At 55.5% G+C, this 19,365-nt stretch carries 17 protein-coding genes; 7 read left to right on the top strand and 10 right to left on the bottom strand.

Annotation, left to right across the window (positions count from 1 at the left end):
* Nucleotides 1–15: 15 nt before the first annotated feature.
* Entirely contained in the window at nucleotides 16–519 is a 504-nt protein-coding gene (locus KP80_RS09295; protein ID WP_052283357.1) for a DUF1543 domain-containing protein, read from the bottom strand.
* A gap of 330 nt (nucleotides 520–849) precedes the next feature.
* The gene (locus tag KP80_RS09300; RefSeq protein WP_052283358.1) at nucleotides 850–2,349 is read right to left on the bottom strand and encodes an aldehyde dehydrogenase family protein; all 1,500 of its coding nucleotides are present in this window, start codon (nucleotides 2,347–2,349) and stop codon (nucleotides 850–852) included.
* 233 nt (nucleotides 2,350–2,582) lie between these two features.
* On the opposite strand from KP80_RS09300, the gene feaR reads away from it, so the two are divergent.
* A complete protein-coding gene (gene feaR / locus KP80_RS09305) occupies nucleotides 2,583–3,491 on the top strand; it encodes a transcriptional regulator FeaR (protein ID WP_052283359.1) in 909 nt (302 codons plus the stop codon).
* Between the two features lie 12 nt (nucleotides 3,492–3,503).
* On the opposite strand, the gene KP80_RS09310 is transcribed toward feaR, so the two are convergent.
* Both KP80_RS09310 and KP80_RS09315 read right to left on the bottom strand, forming a co-directional pair.
* Nucleotides 3,504–3,725 (bottom strand): YgdI/YgdR family lipoprotein, encoded by a 222-nt coding sequence (locus tag KP80_RS09310; protein WP_052283360.1) that lies wholly within the window; start codon nucleotides 3,723–3,725, stop codon nucleotides 3,504–3,506.
* A 148-nt stretch (nucleotides 3,726–3,873) separates the two neighbouring features.
* Nucleotides 3,874–4,938, bottom strand: coding sequence for a YncE family protein (locus KP80_RS09315; protein ID WP_052283361.1), 1,065 nt, complete (start codon nucleotides 4,936–4,938; stop codon nucleotides 3,874–3,876).
* Between the two features lie 255 nt (nucleotides 4,939–5,193).
* On the opposite strand from KP80_RS09315, the gene pqqU reads away from it, so the two are divergent.
* On the top strand, nucleotides 5,194–7,305 hold the full coding sequence (gene pqqU, locus KP80_RS09320; RefSeq protein ID WP_052283362.1) for a TonB-dependent receptor PqqU: 2,112 nt from the start codon (nucleotides 5,194–5,196) through the stop codon (nucleotides 7,303–7,305).
* Nucleotides 7,306–7,355: 50 nt separating this feature from the next.
* Here pqqU and KP80_RS09325 read toward each other — a convergent pair whose 3' ends face one another.
* Both KP80_RS09325 and KP80_RS09330 read right to left on the bottom strand, forming a co-directional pair.
* A complete protein-coding gene (locus KP80_RS09325) occupies nucleotides 7,356–8,015 on the bottom strand; it encodes a GntR family transcriptional regulator (RefSeq protein ID WP_052283363.1) in 660 nt (219 codons plus the stop codon).
* A 186-nt stretch (nucleotides 8,016–8,201) separates the two neighbouring features.
* On the bottom strand, nucleotides 8,202–8,774 hold the full coding sequence (locus KP80_RS09330; RefSeq protein WP_052283364.1) for a helix-turn-helix domain-containing protein: 573 nt from the start codon (nucleotides 8,772–8,774) through the stop codon (nucleotides 8,202–8,204).
* Between the two features lie 38 nt (nucleotides 8,775–8,812).
* Between KP80_RS09330 and KP80_RS09335 the strand changes: the two genes are divergently transcribed.
* Together KP80_RS09335 and KP80_RS09340 are read left to right on the top strand one after the other, a co-directional pair.
* Nucleotides 8,813–9,331: a GNAT family N-acetyltransferase gene (locus tag KP80_RS09335; protein ID WP_052283365.1), complete on the top strand. Its 519-nt coding sequence runs from the start codon at nucleotides 8,813–8,815 to the stop codon at nucleotides 9,329–9,331.
* Nucleotides 9,328–9,777 carry a DMT family transporter gene (locus KP80_RS09340; RefSeq protein WP_052283366.1) on the top strand — a complete coding sequence of 150 codons (450 nt, stop codon included), beginning with the start codon at nucleotides 9,328–9,330 and terminating at the stop codon, nucleotides 9,775–9,777. The genes KP80_RS09335 and KP80_RS09340 overlap by 4 nt, the downstream gene beginning before the upstream one ends.
* Nucleotides 9,778–9,791: 14 nt before the next feature.
* On the opposite strand, the gene KP80_RS09345 is transcribed toward KP80_RS09340, so the two are convergent.
* From KP80_RS09345 to KP80_RS09360, 4 genes are all read right to left on the bottom strand, one after another.
* A complete protein-coding gene (locus tag KP80_RS09345) occupies nucleotides 9,792–10,259 on the bottom strand; it encodes an RES family NAD+ phosphorylase (RefSeq protein WP_052283367.1) in 468 nt (155 codons plus the stop codon).
* Entirely contained in the window at nucleotides 10,256–10,699 is a 444-nt protein-coding gene (locus KP80_RS09350; protein WP_052283368.1) for an antitoxin Xre/MbcA/ParS toxin-binding domain-containing protein, read from the bottom strand. Before KP80_RS09350 ends, KP80_RS09345 begins: the two co-directional genes overlap by 4 nt.
* A gap of 106 nt (nucleotides 10,700–10,805) precedes the next feature.
* Nucleotides 10,806–11,039, bottom strand: coding sequence for a DUF2526 family protein (locus KP80_RS09355; protein ID WP_052283369.1), 234 nt, complete (start codon nucleotides 11,037–11,039; stop codon nucleotides 10,806–10,808).
* A 9-nt stretch (nucleotides 11,040–11,048) separates the two neighbouring features.
* The gene (locus KP80_RS09360; RefSeq protein WP_052283370.1) at nucleotides 11,049–12,647 is read right to left on the bottom strand and encodes an ABC transporter substrate-binding protein; all 1,599 of its coding nucleotides are present in this window, start codon (nucleotides 12,645–12,647) and stop codon (nucleotides 11,049–11,051) included.
* A 262-nt stretch (nucleotides 12,648–12,909) separates the two neighbouring features.
* On the opposite strand from KP80_RS09360, the gene KP80_RS09365 reads away from it, so the two are divergent.
* Genes KP80_RS09365 through KP80_RS09375 form a run of 3 tightly spaced genes read left to right on the top strand, consistent with a single transcriptional unit; the run spans nucleotide 12,910 to nucleotide 19,346 of the window.
* Entirely contained in the window at nucleotides 12,910–14,241 is a 1,332-nt protein-coding gene (locus tag KP80_RS09365; RefSeq protein ID WP_052283371.1) for an SrfA family protein, read from the top strand.
* Between the two features lie 3 nt (nucleotides 14,242–14,244).
* Nucleotides 14,245–17,226: a virulence factor SrfB gene (locus KP80_RS09370; protein ID WP_052283372.1), complete on the top strand. Its 2,982-nt coding sequence runs from the start codon at nucleotides 14,245–14,247 to the stop codon at nucleotides 17,224–17,226.
* Nucleotides 17,223–19,346, top strand: coding sequence for a virulence factor SrfC family protein (locus KP80_RS09375; RefSeq protein WP_052283373.1), 2,124 nt, complete (start codon nucleotides 17,223–17,225; stop codon nucleotides 19,344–19,346). Before KP80_RS09370 ends, KP80_RS09375 begins: the two co-directional genes overlap by 4 nt.
* Nucleotides 19,347–19,365 lie beyond the last annotated feature (19 nt).

Genomic DNA, 19,365 nt, shown 5'->3' on the forward strand with positions numbered 1-19,365 from the left:
TCCTAAAACCCTAGGTTACTCACCAATCGGCTGATAGCCCTGCCATTCTGGCAAATCGCGCTGACCAGTAGCACAAGGCGTCAGGTGAATATAATAATCGCCGACTTTTTCAAGTAGCAGGCAATCGTCAACCTCTTTCAGATTGTCCTTATGCTGTTGGTCAACACCGCACAGCAGACAAGACAATGCTTTTTGCTTCGCCTGTTGAGGATTTTCCGCCACAAAAAGATCGAATTCATGCAGCTCTGCCAGCGTATCCGATCGATAGCCTCCCGCGTTAACAAAATACAGTCGCTGCCCGTATTCAGGCGATTGCGTAGACAGCGTCACGGAATGTCCATCCACCCAGGTAATACGGCTGTAGCCATCAACATGAATTTTGTCGCTGTCGCCAAACCAGGCTTCGCGCAACGCAGGCCAGGCATCCTGTGGCTCGTTCGCAATAACGAACTGAATATCGTGTACCTCAATATTCGACTTACCCGCATTGCCACCCACATAGAACATAAACAGATTCATGATTGCTCCCTCTTTTGTCATTTCGTTGTATAATTGATTATATAGCGATGACTAATTCAACACTATCAGCGAATCAGAAACAGAATGTCATGCGCCATGGATGCGCGACTTTAGGGATCAGTTAGAAAAGTACAGACGTGGGGGTTTGCCAGTAATAGAGAAAAAGCCAGCCTTAATGCCGCTGTGCTGGGCGGATGGTGAGGGTTAACGCGCTCATATAACTCCGGTCCCAAACGTGTTAAGCGGGCAACATCATTTGCCCGCTCACGCTCAAGGATGCCAAGGCAACCTGTCCACAAAAAACAGGGACAGGTTGCCTTCATACATCTATCAGTAGCGCACGCACACCGACTTAGTTTCACACCAATCATTGAGCCAGTCTGGCCCGAAATCACGCCCGGTGCCGGACTGTTTCATGCCACCGAACGGCAGGTTAGCATCAATCAGCGTATGGCTGTTCACCCACACAGTGCCGGCCTGCAGGCGGTCGGTGTAGTTCAGCGCCTGAGTCAGGTCACGGGTCCAGACGCTTGCTGTCAGGCCAAAATCACTGTCGTTGGCAAGGCGCAGCGCCTCTTCTCCGTCCGCCACCCGAATCAGGTTGACGACCGGGCCAAACACCTCTTCACGGGTCAGACGCAGATTCGCGTCCGGGTTAATCACAAGCGTTGGTGGAACGTAATATCCCTGCGCATCCGGGCCAACGTTGCCGCTGATAAGCTCGGCTTTCTGCTGACGAGCTTCATCGAGATAGGCCGCGACTTTAGCGCAGTGGGCTTTGGATACTACCGGGTTAATCTGAGTGGTTTCCAGCATGCCTGGCCCCACCGACATCGATTTCACCGCCTGTTCAAAGCCGCTGACCAGGTTGTCAAAGATTGGCGCTTCGATGTAGATACGCGAACTGGCGGCGCACACCTGCCCCTGATTCAGGAAACTGCCGGTCATCAGACCTTCGATGACCCACTGCGGGTCGGCGTCTTTCAGCACGATGGCCGGATTTTTACCGCCCAGCTCCAGCGTCACGCGGGTCAGGCGATCGGCGGCCACGCGGGCAATTTGTTTACCCGTGGCGGTAGAACCCGTAAAGCTAACTTTCGCGACATGTGGATGCGAGGTTAACGCCGCGCCGCACTCGGCACCGCTGCCGGTGACCACGTTAAAGATCCCATCCGGGATCCCCGCTTCAGTCGCCAGTTCGGCCACGCGCAGCAGGGTCAACGGGGTGGTTTCCGACGGTTTAATAACGATTGAGCACCCTGCTGCCAGCGCAGGCATCACTTTCCACATGCCGATCATTAGCGGGAAGTTCCACGGCACGATACCGGCAACCACACCTACCGGTTCTTTTTTTGTCCACGCCTGATAGCGCGCCCCCTGCGGGAACGGAATAGACACATCCAGCGTACGGCCGCTGATCTTGGTGGTCAGTCCGGCGGTGTAGCGCATCCAGTTCAGGGTGCAGCCCACTTCAAACGCGCGGGAGATATTGATCGATTTACCCTGCTCCAGCGTCTCCAGCTGCGCCAGCTCTTCACCGTGTTGCTCAACCAAATCCGCAAAGCGCAACAGCACGCGTTCGCGGTCAGCCGGCGTACGCCCGGCCCAGCTGCGGGAAACAAAGGCGCGCCAGGCGGACATCACCGCCCGGTCCACATCACCGGCATTGGCATCTGCCGTGCTGGCAATCGCCTGCCCGGTGGCCGGGTTCCAGACGGTGAGACGTTTTTCGCTTTCGGCGGCCTTCTGCGCGCCGTCAATGTAGAGCCCATGCTGGCGGTCTAAAAATTGCTGCACGCTGGCGAGCAGCGTGACCTGTTGTGCGGACATATCGTCTCCTTATTCTTCGCGGGTAGTCATTTCAGTCTACGGCGCGTCGTGGAATGCCGCTTTTGTCTCTGTGACATTCGCTGTTGCCGCTGTGACAGACACCGCAAATCGGCAGATTGCGCTGTCAGAAATGTGTGGCAGGTAATAGTTCTTTCATATATTCCCGCCGCCGCCCTTGTTTACGGCAACATTAATGCAACAATAACCACACATTTTCATTGTAGAGATGGCTTATGGCAGCGGTAGACAGCGGCGAGACGTACCACAACTGGCTGGCGAAGATTAATCAGGTCTGCGGGCATTTCGCGGCCCGTCCGCTGGAGGGGGATTTCCATGGTGAAATCGATACCAGCTACGCAGGTAGCCTGAAGCTCAGCACGGTGACCTCTCGTAACGTCAACCTCTATCGCACACGCCAGGAAATTCGTGGCGGCAATGACGCCTGGTTTTATACCGTTTTCCAACTCTCCGGCGAAGCCAGCATTGAGCAAGAAGACCGTCAGGTGAGTCTACAAGCGGGCGATATGACGCTGATTGATGCCGCCCGCCCCTGCTCCATTGTCTGGCAGCAAACCTCTCGTCAGGTGTCATTGTTATTACCTCGGCAGACCCTGGAAAATCAGCTGCGCGGCAGCGGAATAAGTGTCGCCACGCGGCTGGATAAATCGCTGCCGATGGTTCAGCTTAGCCAGCGTCTGCTGCACGAAAGCATGAGCAGCCCGATGCTGTCAGCCAGCGAAAGCGAAGCGGCACTGGATGCAATTGTCTGTCTGCTGCGCCCGATGCTGCACCGCCAGGAAGTTCAGCCGTCGCGTCGGGAAAAGCAGTTTTCGCGGATTATGGCGCTGATTGATGATGCCATTCAGGAAGAACATCTGCGCCCGGAGTGGCTGGCGGATGAGACGGGAATGTCGGTGAGAAGTTTGTACCGGCTGTTTGCCGATAAAGGTTTGGTGGTGGCGCAGTACATCAAAAATCGCCGTCTGGATCTGTGCGCCCAGGCGCTACAGAGCGCGCACGACGATGAAAAACTGGCGGGCATCGGTTATCGCTGGGGATTCAGCGACCACAGCCACTTCTCTACCGCCTTCAAGCAGCGGTTCGGCATATCGCCGGGCGAGTATCGCAAGCGCGGTCGCTAAAACGTAGCGTTATCAGTTATCTTTGATCAGCTGCGCGACGTCGCTGCTGTTAATTTCACGCGTATTGCCATCCTGATCGACGTAACGGGTCATCCCGGTCTCTTTATCCAGCTGCGGTTTGCCTGCGGTGACAATCGTCTGGCCACTTTTGGTTGTCATGACGTAGTTGCTGGTACAGCCCACCAGCGCCAGTAACATGGCTCCCGTCCCAATCATGTATAAAGACTTTTTCATGCTATCTCCGTTTATCGCCCACACTTTATGTATGGTTTAACTGAATGTATTGTATGCCCAATCACGAGAAATGAGATAGACGTGGGATGTAACAGAAGATAAATCCGGGGGTTCAGGGAGACGCTATGCGCCTCCCTGACAGGGCGAATTACAGCGCGATGCGAATCACGTCGTCAGGCGCAGTGGCCTCTTTTTGACGGGTTGATTCCTGCTTCACGCTGACATACAGCGTTTTGCCATCCGCGGAAAGCGCCAGGCTGTTCGGGAAGGTTGGCGTCTGAATAGTTTTCGTCACTTTATAGGTTTTGGCATCGATGACCGTCACGGTGCCCGCTTTACGCTGAGTCACATAGACTTCGTCACGTGCTGGGTTAAACAGCACTGCCAGCCCTTCTTTGGTGTCTATCTTCGCCAGTACTTTACCGTCTTTCAGGTTAACGGCCAGTACTTCCGGCTGTTTGGAGTCGGTAATGAACGCGCGCTGGCCATCTTTGTCCAGACTGATGTTCATATAGAAATGTTCTTTACCGTCGTCCTGCAGCTTCTGGCGGGTAAGAATTTTGTTGGTTGCCGTGTCGATGGTGATCAGTTCGCCATCGGCGTTAGTCACGTACAGGCGTTGTTTTTCAGCGTCAACCGCAAGGCCGGTTCCGAAGCTGCCGGTGCCTTCAATGGTGGTTTTCAGCGCAATTTTGTCGCCATCAACCACCCACACCACGCTGCCTTCTTTACCGATACCGGTGATGTATACCGTGTTAGTCTTCTCATCAACCGCCAGCTGGCGCGGTTGCAGCGGCTTCACGGTCTCACTGCGCTGACGGGTTTCCAGCACCAGGCGTCCTTTGACATCGCTGGTCTTCGCATCGATGGCGGTCACTGAACCGTTGGTGGTGTTACCAAACCACAGGGTCTGGGTTTTCCCATTGATGGTTGCGCCGAACGGCTTGAGATCGTTATGAATAGCCTGGGTCACTTCCAGCGTCACTGGGTCAAGGCGATAGACCACGCCACCTTTATCGGTTTTACGACTCTGTGAGGTGGCCAGCCACAGCGCATTTTCCTGCTGGCTGTAGGCCATTTCATATGCCCCTTTACCGACCGCTTTACGCAGCATTTCGTCTGCGGCATGCGCGCTAAAGCTCCCCGCCAGCAGAAAGGCACTCAACAACAGAGAACGGCGCAGGCGCGGTGCGGACAATTGACGTAATGACATGACGACTCCCTTTGATGAACTATTTTTTTACGCTTCACATCGCTTCAGGCTTCGCGGCGTCGTTGCACCGCGTTTTATAGATGCGAATAGTAATCATTAATTAATGCAAAGTGGAGCATTTCTTTGTTCTGACAACCAAATAGTTGCCATTCCATTACCTGCATTTAACGACTTATGCTGCTAAAGTTTTCAATATATTTACAAAAGTATTACCCTATTCAAGTTGTTCCATTTGGTACATTTTGCGAGTTTTTCATGAAAATCATTACTGTTCGCGCAGCAGCGCTGCCTGCGCTGCTGTTGCCGCTTGTTTTTTCGCCATTATCATGGGCCAATGACGAACAAACATTAATTGTCACCGCCGCGCCGCAGACCGTTTCCGAACTGGATACCCCTGCCGCCGTCAGCGTGGTCAATGGCGATGAGATGCATCACGCCGCTCCGCGCGTCAATCTTTCCGAATCGCTAGGCGCGGTACCCGGGTTACAAATCCAGAACCGACAGAACTACGCCCAGGATCTGCAGTTGTCGATCCGCGGATTTGGTGCTCGATCCACCTTCGGCGTGCGCGGTATTCGGATGTATGTTGACGGGATCCCAGCCACCATGCCCGACGGCCAGGGGCAAACCTCCAACATTGATATCGGCAGCGTTGAAAGCATTGATGTACTGCGCGGTCCCTTCTCCGCGCTGTACGGTAACTCTTCCGGCGGCGTGGTAAATGTCAAAACCGAGACTGGAAAACAGCCGACGACCATTGAAGCCAGCAGCTATTACGGCAGCTTTGGTACATGGCACTACGGGATGAAAGCCAGCGGCGCGGTGGGTGATGGTACGCACGCGGGCGATGTTGACTATACGGTCTCAACCAATCGTTTCATCACACGCGGTTATCGTGACCACAGTGCGGCGCGTAAAAATCTTGCCAATGCCAAGCTGGGCGTACGCATCAACGATGCCAGCAAACTGACCCTGATGTTCAACAGCGTGGATATTAAAGCCAACGATCCGGGCGGACTTGACTATGGCGAAATGCACCAGAACCCGCATCAATCCCCACGCGGCGATCAGTACAATACCCGTAAGGACGTAAAGCAGACTCAGGCAGGGCTGCGCTACGAGCGTCAGCTCAGCGAGCAGGATTCACTGAGCGTGATGATGTATGCCGGTGAGCGTCAGACAACGCAGTATCAGTCCATCCCGCGCGCACCACAGCTAAATCCGACCCATGCAGGTGGCGTTATCGATCTGGACAGGCACTACCAGGGTATTGACACCCGCTGGACGCACAGCGGCGAACTGCTGGTACCTGTCACCTTCACCACCGGGCTGGATTATGAAACCATGAGCGAAAAACGCCATGGTTACGAAAACTTCGTCATGAATGGCACAACGCCGGAGTACGGAGAAAAAGGCAATCTGCGCCGCAACGAACGTAATTTGATGTGGAACCTTGACCCGTATCTGCAAAGCCAATGGCAGCTAACCGATAAGCTCAGCCTGGATGCCGGCGTGCGCTACAGCTCGGTGTGGTTTGACTCCAACGATTATTACGTGACGGCCAAAAACGGTGATGACAGCGGTGATGCCAGCTACCACAAGTGGCTGCCAGCCGGTTCGCTTAAGTACGCGGTGACCGATGCCTGGAACGTCTATCTCTCCGCCGGGCGCGGATTTGAGACGCCGACAATCAACGAGCTGTCTTACCGTTCCGGTGATCAGAGTGGGCTAAACTTTGCCCTGCAGCCTTCAACGAACGAAACCGTCGAGATCGGCAGTAAAACGCGCATTGGTAATGGTCTCATCACCGCCGCACTATTCCAGACCGATACTGACAATGAGATTGTCGTCGACAGCAGCAGCGGCGGACGCACCAGCTATAAAAACGCCGGCAAGACCCGTCGCCAGGGTATGGAACTCTCGCTCGATCAGCAGTTCGCGGAAAACTGGCGTGCGAAGGCCGCCTGGACCTGGCTTGATGCCACCTATCGTACCGACGTCTGCGGCGATGGTAGCTGCAATGGCAACCGTATCCCAGGCATCGCCCGCAATATGGGCTTTGCTTCACTGGGCTATGAACCAGAAAGCGGCTGGTACGCCGGTGCTGATGTCCGTTACATGAGCAACATAATGGCCAACGACGAAAACACCGCTCGCGCGCCATCATGGACAATTGTCGGCCTGAACACCGGTTATAAATTCGATATTGGCAACTGGAGCATGGACGTATTTGGCCGCGTCGATAACCTGTTTGACCGTTCGTACGCCGGGTCCGTTATCGTCAATGAATCTAACGGGCGCTACTACGAACCAGCACCGGGTCGTAACTACGGCGTGGGTCTTAACGTCGCCTGGCGTTTTGAATAAATCTGCTAACGTTTCCGGGGAAACCCGGAAACGTATTTTTGATAACCGGATTAATGACGATATTGCTGCTGCAGGAAAGTCGCCGAATCATCGATAATCTGGCATATCGCCGTATGACTGGCGGAGGGTTCTTTTTTTTCCAATGCTAATAATAACGGTTGATATATATTTATATGCTGAAACGTTTCCATCGAGTTTGAATATAAATAATGGAAGCTGGGCCCTGCACGAACCCATAATTGTTCAATCATAGTCATTAATGTTGGCATTTCCGCAGCGGCATAAATTCGGAAGCGAAATTGATAATTAGCTTGCAGCATTTTTGTGATATCACCTGCGACTTTGGCCTCATGGAATAATGACGATAAGTCATTTAATTCACCTATGTTTTGAGTGGTTATTTTACTCGTGGCCGTTGCGGTCGCCATCCCTTCCAGATTCTTACGGATCTGACTGATTTCACGATAACCTGAATGGTTTAGTACCGGTACCATAAATGCCTGAGCCGGGGCAGCCTGAAGCGCCCCTGAAGAAACCAATCGCAGTAATGCTTCTCGAACGGGAGTAATACTTATTCCCTGGTTCGCGGCTATTTCACGCGTGACCAATCGCTCACCTGGCTTTAAAGCCCCAATGATAAGCGCGTTCTTGATATTATTTTCTACCTGCTGCGTCAAACTGATGCGTTGCGCCTTTGCAAAATCCAGCATGTTATATTAACTCCACATAATATAGGCCCTAAGCCCTATATTAATTAATAGCTGGCATTCTCTTTTTTGCTCAGGAAATACGATATATATTTTAAAATTGTTCCTTTAGTGAAATTTACCGGTAAATATTGTCAGCGAAACGTTTGAGTGCGGCCGACATACTGGCCACCGCACGAACAACATGAGTTAAAGCGCAGCGTTGAGACGTACCACCAGATAAACACAGGGCTCACCGCTGTCGTTAACAAAGCGACAATCGTTCGGTGGGCCGAGTTCAAGGCAGTCACCCGCCTGCATGCGATGCGCCGTTGCCCCTTCCATAAACAGCAGCTCGCCTTCCTGCACCCAAATAAGCTGACGCGCCAGAGCATACGCGGAAGCCGGCATGGGAATGTCACTGCCGGTCGGCAGCTCGATTTGCACCAAATCGATGGGCAGTTCCCCACGCGGTGACACATGGCGGCGCAGATAATGACTTTGCGGATCGTGCCACACGGGCTGATCGGCAAAACGCAGCAGTTTACCTTCTTGAATTTCTGCACGGGCAATCAGCGTTGACATACTGATGCTAAACGCCCCGGACAGTTTCGCCAGCAGGGCCGCCGTTGGGCTACTCTCGCCGCGTTCAATTTTGTGGATCATCGCCCGCGACACATTGGCGCGCTCGGCCAGATCGCTCAGCGACCAGCTGCGTGATTCACGTTCAATGCGAATTCTTGCACCGATCCGCTGATTTAAGTTGTCTTCAATAGTATTCATGGCGTAATAATATAGTGAACAACATACAGGGTGCAACTATGTCTATTCGTTTTGCGACAAAAGAAGACTGCGCCGCGATTGCGGCCATTTATAACCATGCGGTGCTCCATACTGCGGCTATCTGGAACGATAAAACCGTTGATACCGACAACCGCATCGCCTGGTTTGAGGCGCGTCAGTTCGGTAACTTCCCGGTGCTGGTGAGTGAAGAAAACGGGATTGTCACCGGCTACGCCTCCTATGGCGACTGGCGTAATTTTGACGGTTTCCGCCATACGGTCGAGCACTCGGTGTACGTTCACCCGGATCATCAGGGCAAAGGGTTGGGCAATATTTTGCTCGGCGCGCTCATTGAAGAAGCCAAACGTCGCGGTAAGCATGTAATGGTGGCCGGTATCGAATCGCAAAACCATGCTTCATTACATCTACATGAAAAACATGGGTTTATCACTACCGGGCAAATGCCGCAGGTGGGGACGAAGTTCGGCCGCTGGCTGGACTTAACCTTTATGCAGCTGCAGCTGGATAACCGTCTGGCGCCGGACAATCAGGCATGAATCAATCCCTCACGCTAACGTTCCTGATAGCGGCCGGTATTGGCCTGGTTATCCAGAACACGCTGATGGTGCGCATCACCCAATCCGCCTCGACCATTCTGGTGGCAATGCTACTGAATTCGCTGGTAGGTATCGTTTTGTTTGTCACGATTTTGCTCATTAAGCATGGTCTGTCTGGCGTCAACGAGCTGGTGTCTACCATTAAGTGGTGGACGCTTATCCCCGGCCTGCTGGGGTCTTTTTTTGTCTTTGCCAGTATCAGCGGTTATCAGTATGTCGGCGCGGCAACCACCATTGCGGTACTGGTGGCCAGCCAGCTGATTGGTGGGCTGGTGATGGATATCGTGAAAAGTCACGGTATTCCCTGGCGGGCGCTGGTGGGGCCGGTGTGCGGCGCGGTGATGTTAATTATTGGCGCATGGCTGGTGGCAAGGCGGCAGTTTTGAAGCCAAAGCTCCCCTCACCGTGCTTTAAATAACCGGTTATCAAACTCGAAGGGCAGCACCGTCGCTTTCGCCGCAATAGCTTTAAAGGCGCTATGCTGGGGATTGACCAGAAAATTGTATTCAATCGGCAGGATGGCGCTCGGCACACCAAGCGCGACAGAGGCCCTTTCGCGGATCCAGTTATCGCCTATCGCCTGCACCGCTTTGGGTGCGGTTGGCGCATCCCAGCCGCCGGGAAGCGCGTGGGGATCAATCTGTACAATCAGGCTATCCGGCACGTCGATGGTGAGCAACTCAAAGCCGCCAAGGCCAGGAAACTCATCCAGATGAACCAGAATCTCAAGGATCGCCAATGACGCCGCGCCGGTGGTATACACCATCGGCGTGCCTTCGCTATTCCAACGCCCATCGTAGTCGCGCGCGCCGTTGCCGGTCCAGGCTTCGGCAGCAAAGCGTGACTTAGTGAGCCGGTAAAGCCTCAAGAATAGACCCCATGTTCAAGCCGGTTAATCAGGCGCATCACTTCTACTGCCCCGGTTTCCGAAGCCAGCAGTTCCGCCGGTTTTTTCCAGTTGAGCCCACGAACCGGTTTATACAGCCAGTTTTGCGCCGCCACCTTATCCCCTTCAAACAGCTCCACGGCGCGGTCCATCACGCGGATAAAGCGTACCAGACGCTCGCTTTGCTCGGCGTTAAAGCCGCTTTTCAGGCTGCGGTTAAAGGTGGTGCTGGGAATTCCGGTGATCTGGCGCAGCTCAACTTTCGAAATGTTCGACCATAAAATGATGCGGTCCGCCACTTCGCCGTCCAGGCCATCATAGATTTGTTCGATAAGCTGTACGCCGTCGTCGCTTTTCAGGCCAGCAAACTGCCACAGGCGTTCTGGGGTATGAGTGGAGGGTGCGGGGGTGTACATTTTCATCGCTAATTCTCCATTTGGTATTTTTATTTATACCATATGGTTTATGTTAGCAAAGAAGTGCAGCCCCCTCAACTATCGGGCTGAGGGAGCTGAGACGCGGGAAAAATCAGAGGATAACGCCACCCTGGCTGAGCAGTTCACGACGCGCCTCTTCCAGCTCCTGCTGGTTTTTACCGTGGTGAGCAATCGCCACTCGCAGACGCTGCTGCTGGGTAAAACGATCTTCGCGGCTCAGTGCCGTATCGTCGCTCAATACCACCAGCAGTTCGTTCATATGCGTAATCACGCTCTCATCAAGCGCGGCATCAACGCGTTCGATGACTTCATCCAGATGTGACATAGTCGCTCCTTAATTGATTTTCACTTTCGAGAAATCACTGCCCATCAGGCTCACGCTATACCCGGTAATATTGCTGCGGGTGGCGTAGAAGGTTTTGCCATTTGCCAGCACAATCCATGGTGCCTGTTGGTAGTAGATTTCCTGCGCCTGGCCGTAGAGCGCGGCGCGTTTCGCCGGGTCGCTGACCACCAGCGCTTTCTTCACCAGACCATCATACTCTTTATTACACCAGCGCGCGGCGTTAGAGCCGGATTTTATGCTGTCGCAGCCGAGCAACGTGTTGGCGAAGTTGTCCGGATCGCCGTTATCCGACATCCAGCCGTACAGTGCGCTATCGTGCTCGCCTTTGCGGATACCAGAAAGGTATTCGCCCCACTCGTAGCTGACGATTTTGGCCTTCACGCCCACTTTGGCCCAGTCATTCTGAATCATCTCGGCAATACGACGCGAGTTCGGGTTGTAGGGACGCTGCACCGGCATTGACCACAGCGTCACATCTACGCCCTTCTCTAGCCCGGCCTGCTTCAGCAGCGCTTTGGCTTTTTCCGGGTTGTAGTCGTAATCCTGAAGATCTTTTTTGTAGCCCATCATGTTCGGTGGAATCGGCGATTTCGCCACCGTACCAGAGCCCATAAACACCGCATTGACGATGGCCTGTTTATCGGTGGCGTAGTTCAACGCCTGGCGCACCAGCACGTTATCAAAGGGTTTTTTCGCCGTGTTAAACGCCAGATAGCCGACGTTCAGCGCCTCGACCGCATGCAACGTGAGATCGTGGTTGCCTTTAATCACATCAAACTGGACCGGCGATGGCGCCGGGATAATCTGGCATTCATTGGTTTGCAGTTTCGCCAGGCGCGTTTCGACGTTCGGCGTAATGGAGAAGATCAGGTGCTTGGTCGGCACTGCACCATCCCAGTAGTTCGGGTTCGCCAGATAGCGAATCTGCGAGTCGACTTTGTACTGCTGCAGCACATACGGGCCGGTACCGATTGGCCAGTTATCAACGTTTTCCGGGGTGCCTTGTTTCAGCATCGCATCGGCGTACTCTGCGGAGAGAATAGAGGCAAAATCCATTCCCCAGTCGGCAAGGAACGCCGCGTTCGGTTCATTCAGCACGAACTGTACGTGGTAATCATCGACCTTTTTCACCTCTTTAATCAGCTTATCAAGGCCAACGTCGCTGAAGTATTCATAGTTGCCCTGCGAGACGTTGTGATACGGATGGTCTTTATCCTTTTGACGCAGGACGGAGAAAATCACGTCGTCGGCGTTAAAGTCGCGGGTTGGTTTGAAAAATTTGTTGCTGTTGAACTTCACGCCCTGACGCAGCGTAAAGGTATAGGTCAAGCCGTCAGGCGAAATCTTCCAGTCGGTCGCCAGCGAAGGAACTGGGGTGTTCTTGACCGGGTCGAAGTTAATCAAACGGTTGTACAACACCTGTGAACTGGCGACAAAACTCGGGCCAGAGCTGGCAATCTGCGGGTTAAAGGATTCTGGTGACGCTTCGGAGCAGTAAATCAGCGTGTCGTTGTTTGCCGCCCAGGCGGCGCTTGCCGGTAACAGCGCGGTGAGCGCCAGCGCGAGGAGCGTTTTCCCTGTAGTCATGGTTATATGCCTTTCAATTTTATTATAAGCGAGGACGCACTAATAACAGCACAGCGCCAGATAACTGGCAAATAACCAATTTGTCTCAGGTTATGCTGAATAACCTTTTTTTGTTGGTTTCTTCATCGGCCAATCATCAGATTCAACTTAAGTAAAATCATTCAATGCCACGAGAATTACCCTATTTACCCCTCTCTTTCGCCGTTTGTTGCATTTGCCTTTGCGTAAAGTAATGGCGTGAAGAAGTCTATGGGACAGGAACGTGGCAAAAACTCTTTTACGCAGCGGAAGTCTTGATGATTTCCAGGCCGTCGGCGGCGGCGGGCAAACCGTATTTCATTCCGCACTACAGGTGCGGGAAACGCTTCGTTTACGCAAGCAATACGCCCTGGCAGATTGTCTGGCGATACCGCAGCTTAACGATGAAGGCGACCGGGTCGATTGGTATTCCCCCGTTGCCGGTGACGTCATTTGTTGGAAAGCGGCGAATGAAACGCAGCGCACCCGCGCGCTGCACTATTTAGAAGGGCTTCAGGACAGCGCACGTACGCTCAGCAAAAAATGCCTGCAATCGGATAAAACCGCCCAACAGCTGTTTGGCGCGCTACTGGAGAAATCACTGCAGTTTCCCGGTGAGAACCATCTTTTCCTCGTCGACGGCAAGCCGGTGATGAGCTTCTGGGGTTTTGTTAACCTTAATGAAGGTGCGCGCGAAGACGCTCTCGACTGCCTGCGCTACGTTGAGCCTGAACAGCCTGAAGAACCGGTTATTACCGACATTCCGGAAGTGGAAGCGCCGGACGTTCCTGCAGTCACCTTTAGCGAAGCCGATGCACCGCTGCTCAGCGCTAATGAGCCGCTGATTAATGCCTATACCCTGCCGGACGAAACGCAGGAGGAAGTACCAGCACCAGTCGAAGCCATTGTGGTTGAAACCGTTGAGCCAAAGGCCCGGCGTTCGCGCTGGGTGTGGGCCGCTCCGCTGGCGGCGGCGGTAGCCGCGGTCGCTGTCGCCGTCCCACTGATGATCCCCGCGAGCCAGGCAGAATCCGAGCCAGTCACCGAGACTGTCTCAACCCCTGAACCCGTCACACTAAAAGCCCCTGACATGCCGGTATTGCTCACCGCCCTGCCGCTGCATCAGGCCAGCGTTAAGGCTGAGCCCGTTGTCCAGCAGGAAGAAAAACCGCCGGTCATTGCCGCGATCCCGAAAGATGCATTAGTGATGGATGCCGATCAGATGCGCGTCGGCACCACCCGCTTCCTCAACGGTAGCTGGCGCGTGCAGATGGACATCAGCGATGCCCACAGCGGCAAAGCACCGAATCTGCGCTATCAGATTCAGAACAATAAAGGCACGGCCCGCGTAGTTCGCGACGGCAATATTGTCTGCAAAGCGGCGGTCTTCTCCGGGCTGCATCAAAACGGCGAGCTGATGATTAAGAGCCGCGGCAACGCCCAGTGCAGCGATGGCGCACGCTATCCGCTGCCTGAAATCAGCTGTAAGCCAGGCAATAGCAACGTTGCCGTCTGTACCGCGCGGTTTGATGCCAAAACGGTCGTGCCGTTGACCTTTAAGAAGACCGGAGCCTAAGACATGCTGGTGACACTTTGCGATTACAAACAGAGCGTAACGCTCATTGCCAACAGCGGCGTCCAGTTCCTTGACTTCGGTCTGAGCCCTCAGGAGTCGCTGCAAAATGGCCGATTCGTGCGCAAAACGGCTAATGGCCCGCTGCTGCGTCTGGACTACGACGTCGTCAACCAACGCCATACGCTGCCGGGCGAACCGGGGCGTCCGCCGGAAGTGGTGAAACCCGAATCCACTCTCGCGCTGCACCACTCCCTGAAGCTGTTAGACGGCGTGTGGCTGCCGCTGCCGTTCTTACGTTTTAACCCGCCACGCACCTTCGTCGAAGGCCCGGATAACTGGGCGCGCGTGCAAATTCGCAGGCTTGCTGAACCTGACTCTGCAGGCAATACCCACCGCGTAACGCTGGCATTTGATAGCCAGATTAGCGACGATGCGGCCAACGCGCTGTCGCCGGTCGCCAACGATTTACTCAACGGCACCCGCTTTGCGCTCGCCTGGCGCGACGATGAGCTGGCCGATTTTCTCGATCAAACGTGGATCGACGGCTGGCTGCGTGAAGTATTCCAGCAGACGGTGGCGACACACGAAAGCCGCAGCGAACGCGATGTCACTCAGGCGTTGCGCAGCTTTGAATATCAGGGGCACTGGTTGAATATTCTGGCGCTGCTGGGCGAACAGCTCACGGTACCGGAAATCAAAATCGTCACCGCCACCTTAAGCACCCCGGCGATTCCGGTCGATTTGATTCTGGATGTTGGCAACACCCACACCTGCGGCGTGATCATTGAAGATCACGGCGACGCCAACGATGGCCTGCGCCAAACCGCCGAACTGCAGGTCCGTTCGTTAAGCGAGCCGCAATACCTCAACGAACCGCTGTTTACCAGCCGCGTTGAATTTTCGGAATCACGCTTTGGCAAACAGCATTTCTCGGTCGAGAGCGGTCGTGAAGATGCCTTTATCTGGCCGTCCCTGGTGCGCGTGGGTGATGAAGCCCGCAAGCTGGCGATGCAACGCTTAGGGACTGAAGGCTACAGCGGCATCTCCAGCCCGCGCCGCTATTTATGGGACGAAACGCCGACCGTTCAGGACTGGCGCTTTAGCCAGATGAATGGTAAAACCCAGCGCGAGCCGCTGGCTACGGCTTTCCCGCTGATGAACCTGATGAATGATGAAGGCCAGCCGCTGTTCACTCTGCCGCCGGATGAACGCATGCCGGTCTTCTCGCCGCAGTACAGCCGTAGCACCCTGATGACCCATATGCTGTGCGAAATCCTGTCGCAGGCGCTGGGACAGATCAACAGCGTGGCGACGCGTCTGCGCCTGGGCTTCCCGGCCTCGCCGCGCCAACTGCGTACGCTTATCCTGACCCTGCCCTCAGCAATGCCAAAACAGGAGCGCGAGATCTTCCGCCGCCGTATGTTCGAAGCCATCGCATTGGTGTGGAAAGCCATGGGCTGGCACCCACAGGACGACGATTTTGCCCACGTCCGCGTACAGGAAAAAAGCGTGGTGCCGATCCCCAAAATCCATATGGAGTGGGACGAAGCCAGCTGCGGCCAACTGGTGTGGCTGTATAACGAAGCCATCTCTCATTTCTCCGGACAAACCGAAGCGCTGTTTGCCGCGATGGCGCGTCCGGACCGCCAGCCAGAGCCCGGAGTCGCCCCAGGACGTGCGCTGCGCATAGCCTCGCTGGATCTGGGCGGCGGCACGACAGATATGGCGATTTCCCAATATCAACTGGATGACGGGATCGGCGGCAACGTCAAAATCACCCCACAACTGTTGTTCCGCGAAGGGTTTAAAATCGCCGGTGACGACGTGCTGCTGGATATTATTCAGCGCTGTGTGCTGCCTGCGCTGCAAACCCAACTGCAAAAATCCGGCGTCGCGGATGCACAGGCCCTAATGGCAACGCTGTTTGGCGATTCAGGGCGGCTGGACACTCAGGCCGTGCTCCGCCAGCAAACGACGCTGCAGTTATTTATGCCGATCGGTCATGCGATTCTCGCCGCCTGGGAGCAAAGCGATGTCCAGGATCCATTGGCCGGTCTGCACGCTACTTTTGGCGAGCTGCTGCCGCAAACGCCCACGCGTAACGTAATGAACTATGTCGGCCAGGCCATTGAACATGCCCTACCCACCGGCAACGCGCCGTTTGATCTGCTCGCGGTACCGCTGGAGGTGAATTTTAACCGTCTCCAGCAAGCGATGTTGGCCGGCGAGTTTACCCTCGCCGGGCCTCTGCACGCGCTGTGTGAAGCGATATCACACTATGCCTGCGACGTGCTGCTGGTCACCGGGCGACCGGGCTGTTTACCGGGCGTTCAGGCACTGATCCGCTACCTGCAGCCGGTGCCGGTCAACCGCATGGTATGGCTGGATAAGTATCACGTGCATGAATGGTATCCGTTCAGTCAACAAGGGCGCATCGGCAACCCGAAATCGACCGCCGCGGTGGGCGCGATGCTGTGCAGCCTGGCGTTGGACTTGCGCCTGCCGCACTTCAACTTTAAGGCTGCGGATATTGGTGCGTACTCTACCGTGCGCTATCTGGGCGTGTTGGATAAAACCGTCAACACACTGCGCGATGAGAACATCTGGTATCACGATCTCGATCTGGATAAGCCGGGTGCGAAGCTCGACGCTCGCCTGCACTTCCCGCTGCGCGGCAACGTGACGCTCGGTTTCCGTCAGCTCGCCAATACCCGCTGGCCCGCAACGCCGCTGTATACGCTGAGTATCAATTCGCCGGAACTGGCCAAAGCCATTGCCGGTGACGGCGTGCTCCAGGTGCGTTTGAAACTGCAAGGCGGCAGCAAGCACGAAGCCCCACAAGCGTTCGTCCTGAGCGACGCCTGGCTGCAGGATGGCACGCCGGTTTCACCGGACGCCCTGACGCTAAAACTGAATACCCTGGCCGACCGCCGTCACAGCGGCAGCCACTACTGGATTGATAGCGGGAGTGTATTCCTGAAATGACCTCTGTACAGAACGTAATGGAATGGCTCAACGTCACCCGCCAAACCAATCCCGCGCTGGATGAAGACGCCGACGCGCTGTTGACGCGTCTGCTGGGGCTCAACGCCCAGCAGCAAACGCATCAACAGGCAAGCCTCCGTCGTGCAAGCATCGCGCTATTTGGTCACTCGCAGGCATCAAAAGCCCATTTACTGCGCACGCTGTGCGGCAGCGGTGATGGGCGTGTCGCGGTACAAACGGGAAGCAAAACCCTCGACTATTTCAGCCATATCAACCCTGGCCACAGCCTGACGCAAATGGCGGTACGTTTTAGTCGCGATCCGGCAACGCCTGACGATGCTTTCCCGCTGCGCCTGATGCTGATGAGTGAAGCCGAACTGGTACAACTGTTTATCACTCACGCCATGCAGCGTGGCGACGTACGCGCCCCGGACAGTAGCGTTATCGCTCAGCGCCTGCGTGGCTGGCAAAGCCTGCGTCAGCCTCAACCGGTCCCAGGTATTACGCCTGCGGAAATCGCCGCCATCGCGCGCTTCTGGCGTGACACCCTGCCCACCTCCTATCAGCAAATTGACGATGGGCTGTGGTATCAGTTCGCCCGCCTGCTGCCGTCACTCGATCTCACCGCCCGCGCCCGCGCCTGGTCGCTGCTGTGGGGCGAGCAGCAAGATCTCACGCAACAATGGCTGAAATTAGCACATACCCTGCACCAGCTCGGCAATCGCCGGGAAGTCATGGCACCGCTGAGTTTGTTGGTGGACGCATTCACCCTGCCGATGGATTCATTTTTAACGCCGGGCGGCGAAAGTGAAGACGCGGTGCTGGTCCATCCGCTCGCCGCAGAAGGCTACCAAAACGCGGTGAGCATACCGGCTACCACGCTGGCGCTACTGACCGTCGAACTGGTGCTGAGCTGCGAAAACGGCGTATTGGATAACGTCGATATCATTGACATTCCAGTGCCTGAAGCGACAGCCGAGTCGCCGCTGTGGGCGTGTAAATGCCGCTGGCTGCTCGACCACTATCGCCAGCACCGCCAGCCGGACATTCTGCTTGTGTGCAACGCCACCGCCCAGCGCGCGATGATCCCGGCAACCGCCAAAGCGCTGCTGCGCTGGGTCAATGAAACCCAACCTGCGCAGGAGAACAAACTGCCGGGCCTGGTGTGGGCAATTACCCCGGAAGATGACCGTTTTGTGCATCAGCGTCATTTTGACGAAGCCATCCAGCAGTTGGTGGGTAAACCGGGGCAACATTGGGGCACGCTGCAGGCGTTGGATCACAGCAGCCTGCAGCGCCTTGTCGAGTGGTTGTCGCAGGCCACATTACCCGAACTGCGCCAGCGCCGCTTTGCCGCCATCGCCAGCGGCTACCAGCAGCAGCTCAGTGCGCTGTGTCAGCCGCTCTTGTCTTCTACGCAAAACCATGCGGCACAGGCGCAGTCGGCTATCCGCGAACTGCAAACACACGCGTCACGTCACGGCGAACTGCTGGAGAGCCTGCTGCCGGATCTGTTCGCCTTCGACGCGCTTTGCCAGGTCCAGCAGCAGCGCGAAGAGAAAGTAAGCGGCCTGTTTAACGACACCGTTGACCTCTTCGCGGCTCCGGAAACGCCGCAACAGAGTGCGCTCGCACATCAGGATCACGGCTCGCAGGCCTACGCCCTGTGGTGTAAACACCTCCGTCAATGGAGCCGCCAGCCACATGCATTGCTGACGCCAGCAACCCAGCAGCAGCTGACGCTGGCACTTATCGCCGCCAGCCAGCAGGTGTCGCTCGCCCAGCGGCTGCGCCGGGTCAGCGCCGAGCAGCAGGCCGGTGCCGCCCAACTGCGCGCGACGATAGGCGATTTTATTAACTGGCTCGGTTATGCTGAACTGCCGGTTGACCAGCGTCCGGCAAGCCGCATCGCCAAAGACAGCGCGATATTCGCGCAAAATACGGCCACCAGCAGCACACGTTTGACCCAGCTTGGCGAACAGCCGGTGCATGCCGCCACGCGCTATGTTTATGACTGGCTGGTGGCGTTATACGCCCGCAGCACTGAAGCAGGTGAAGAGATCAATCTGCTGCAATTAGATAAAGCGGCGCAGCGTCAGCTGCAGTCGTTACTCCAGTAACCCTCGGCGGCACAAGGAT

The organism is Kluyvera genomosp. 1, assembly GCF_001266615.1.
Classification (GTDB): Bacteria; Pseudomonadota; Gammaproteobacteria; order Enterobacterales; family Enterobacteriaceae; genus Kluyvera; species Kluyvera cryocrescens_A.

Coding starts and splice junctions, on each gene's coding strand:
- KP80_RS09295 (WP_052283357.1), bottom strand. CDS start 519: ATGAATCTGTTTATGTTCTATGTGGGTGGCAATGCGGGTAAGTCGAAT.
- KP80_RS09300 (WP_052283358.1), bottom strand. CDS start 2,349: ATGTCCGCACAACAGGTCACGCTGCTCGCCAGCGTGCAGCAATTTTTA.
- feaR (WP_052283359.1), top strand. CDS start 2,583: ATGGCAGCGGTAGACAGCGGCGAGACGTACCACAACTGGCTGGCGAAG.
- KP80_RS09310 (WP_052283360.1), bottom strand. CDS start 3,725: ATGAAAAAGTCTTTATACATGATTGGGACGGGAGCCATGTTACTGGCG.
- KP80_RS09315 (WP_052283361.1), bottom strand. CDS start 4,938: ATGTCATTACGTCAATTGTCCGCACCGCGCCTGCGCCGTTCTCTGTTG.
- pqqU (WP_052283362.1), top strand. CDS start 5,194: ATGAAAATCATTACTGTTCGCGCAGCAGCGCTGCCTGCGCTGCTGTTG.
- KP80_RS09325 (WP_052283363.1), bottom strand. CDS start 8,015: ATGCTGGATTTTGCAAAGGCGCAACGCATCAGTTTGACGCAGCAGGTA.
- KP80_RS09330 (WP_052283364.1), bottom strand. CDS start 8,774: ATGAATACTATTGAAGACAACTTAAATCAGCGGATCGGTGCAAGAATT.
- KP80_RS09335 (WP_052283365.1), top strand. CDS start 8,813: ATGTCTATTCGTTTTGCGACAAAAGAAGACTGCGCCGCGATTGCGGCC.
- KP80_RS09340 (WP_052283366.1), top strand. CDS start 9,328: ATGAATCAATCCCTCACGCTAACGTTCCTGATAGCGGCCGGTATTGGC.
- KP80_RS09350 (WP_052283368.1), bottom strand. CDS start 10,699: ATGAAAATGTACACCCCCGCACCCTCCACTCATACCCCAGAACGCCTG.
- KP80_RS09355 (WP_052283369.1), bottom strand. CDS start 11,039: ATGTCACATCTGGATGAAGTCATCGAACGCGTTGATGCCGCGCTTGAT.
- KP80_RS09360 (WP_052283370.1), bottom strand. CDS start 12,647: ATGACTACAGGGAAAACGCTCCTCGCGCTGGCGCTCACCGCGCTGTTA.
- KP80_RS09370 (WP_052283372.1), top strand. CDS start 14,245: ATGCTGGTGACACTTTGCGATTACAAACAGAGCGTAACGCTCATTGCC.
- KP80_RS09375 (WP_052283373.1), top strand. CDS start 17,223: ATGACCTCTGTACAGAACGTAATGGAATGGCTCAACGTCACCCGCCAA.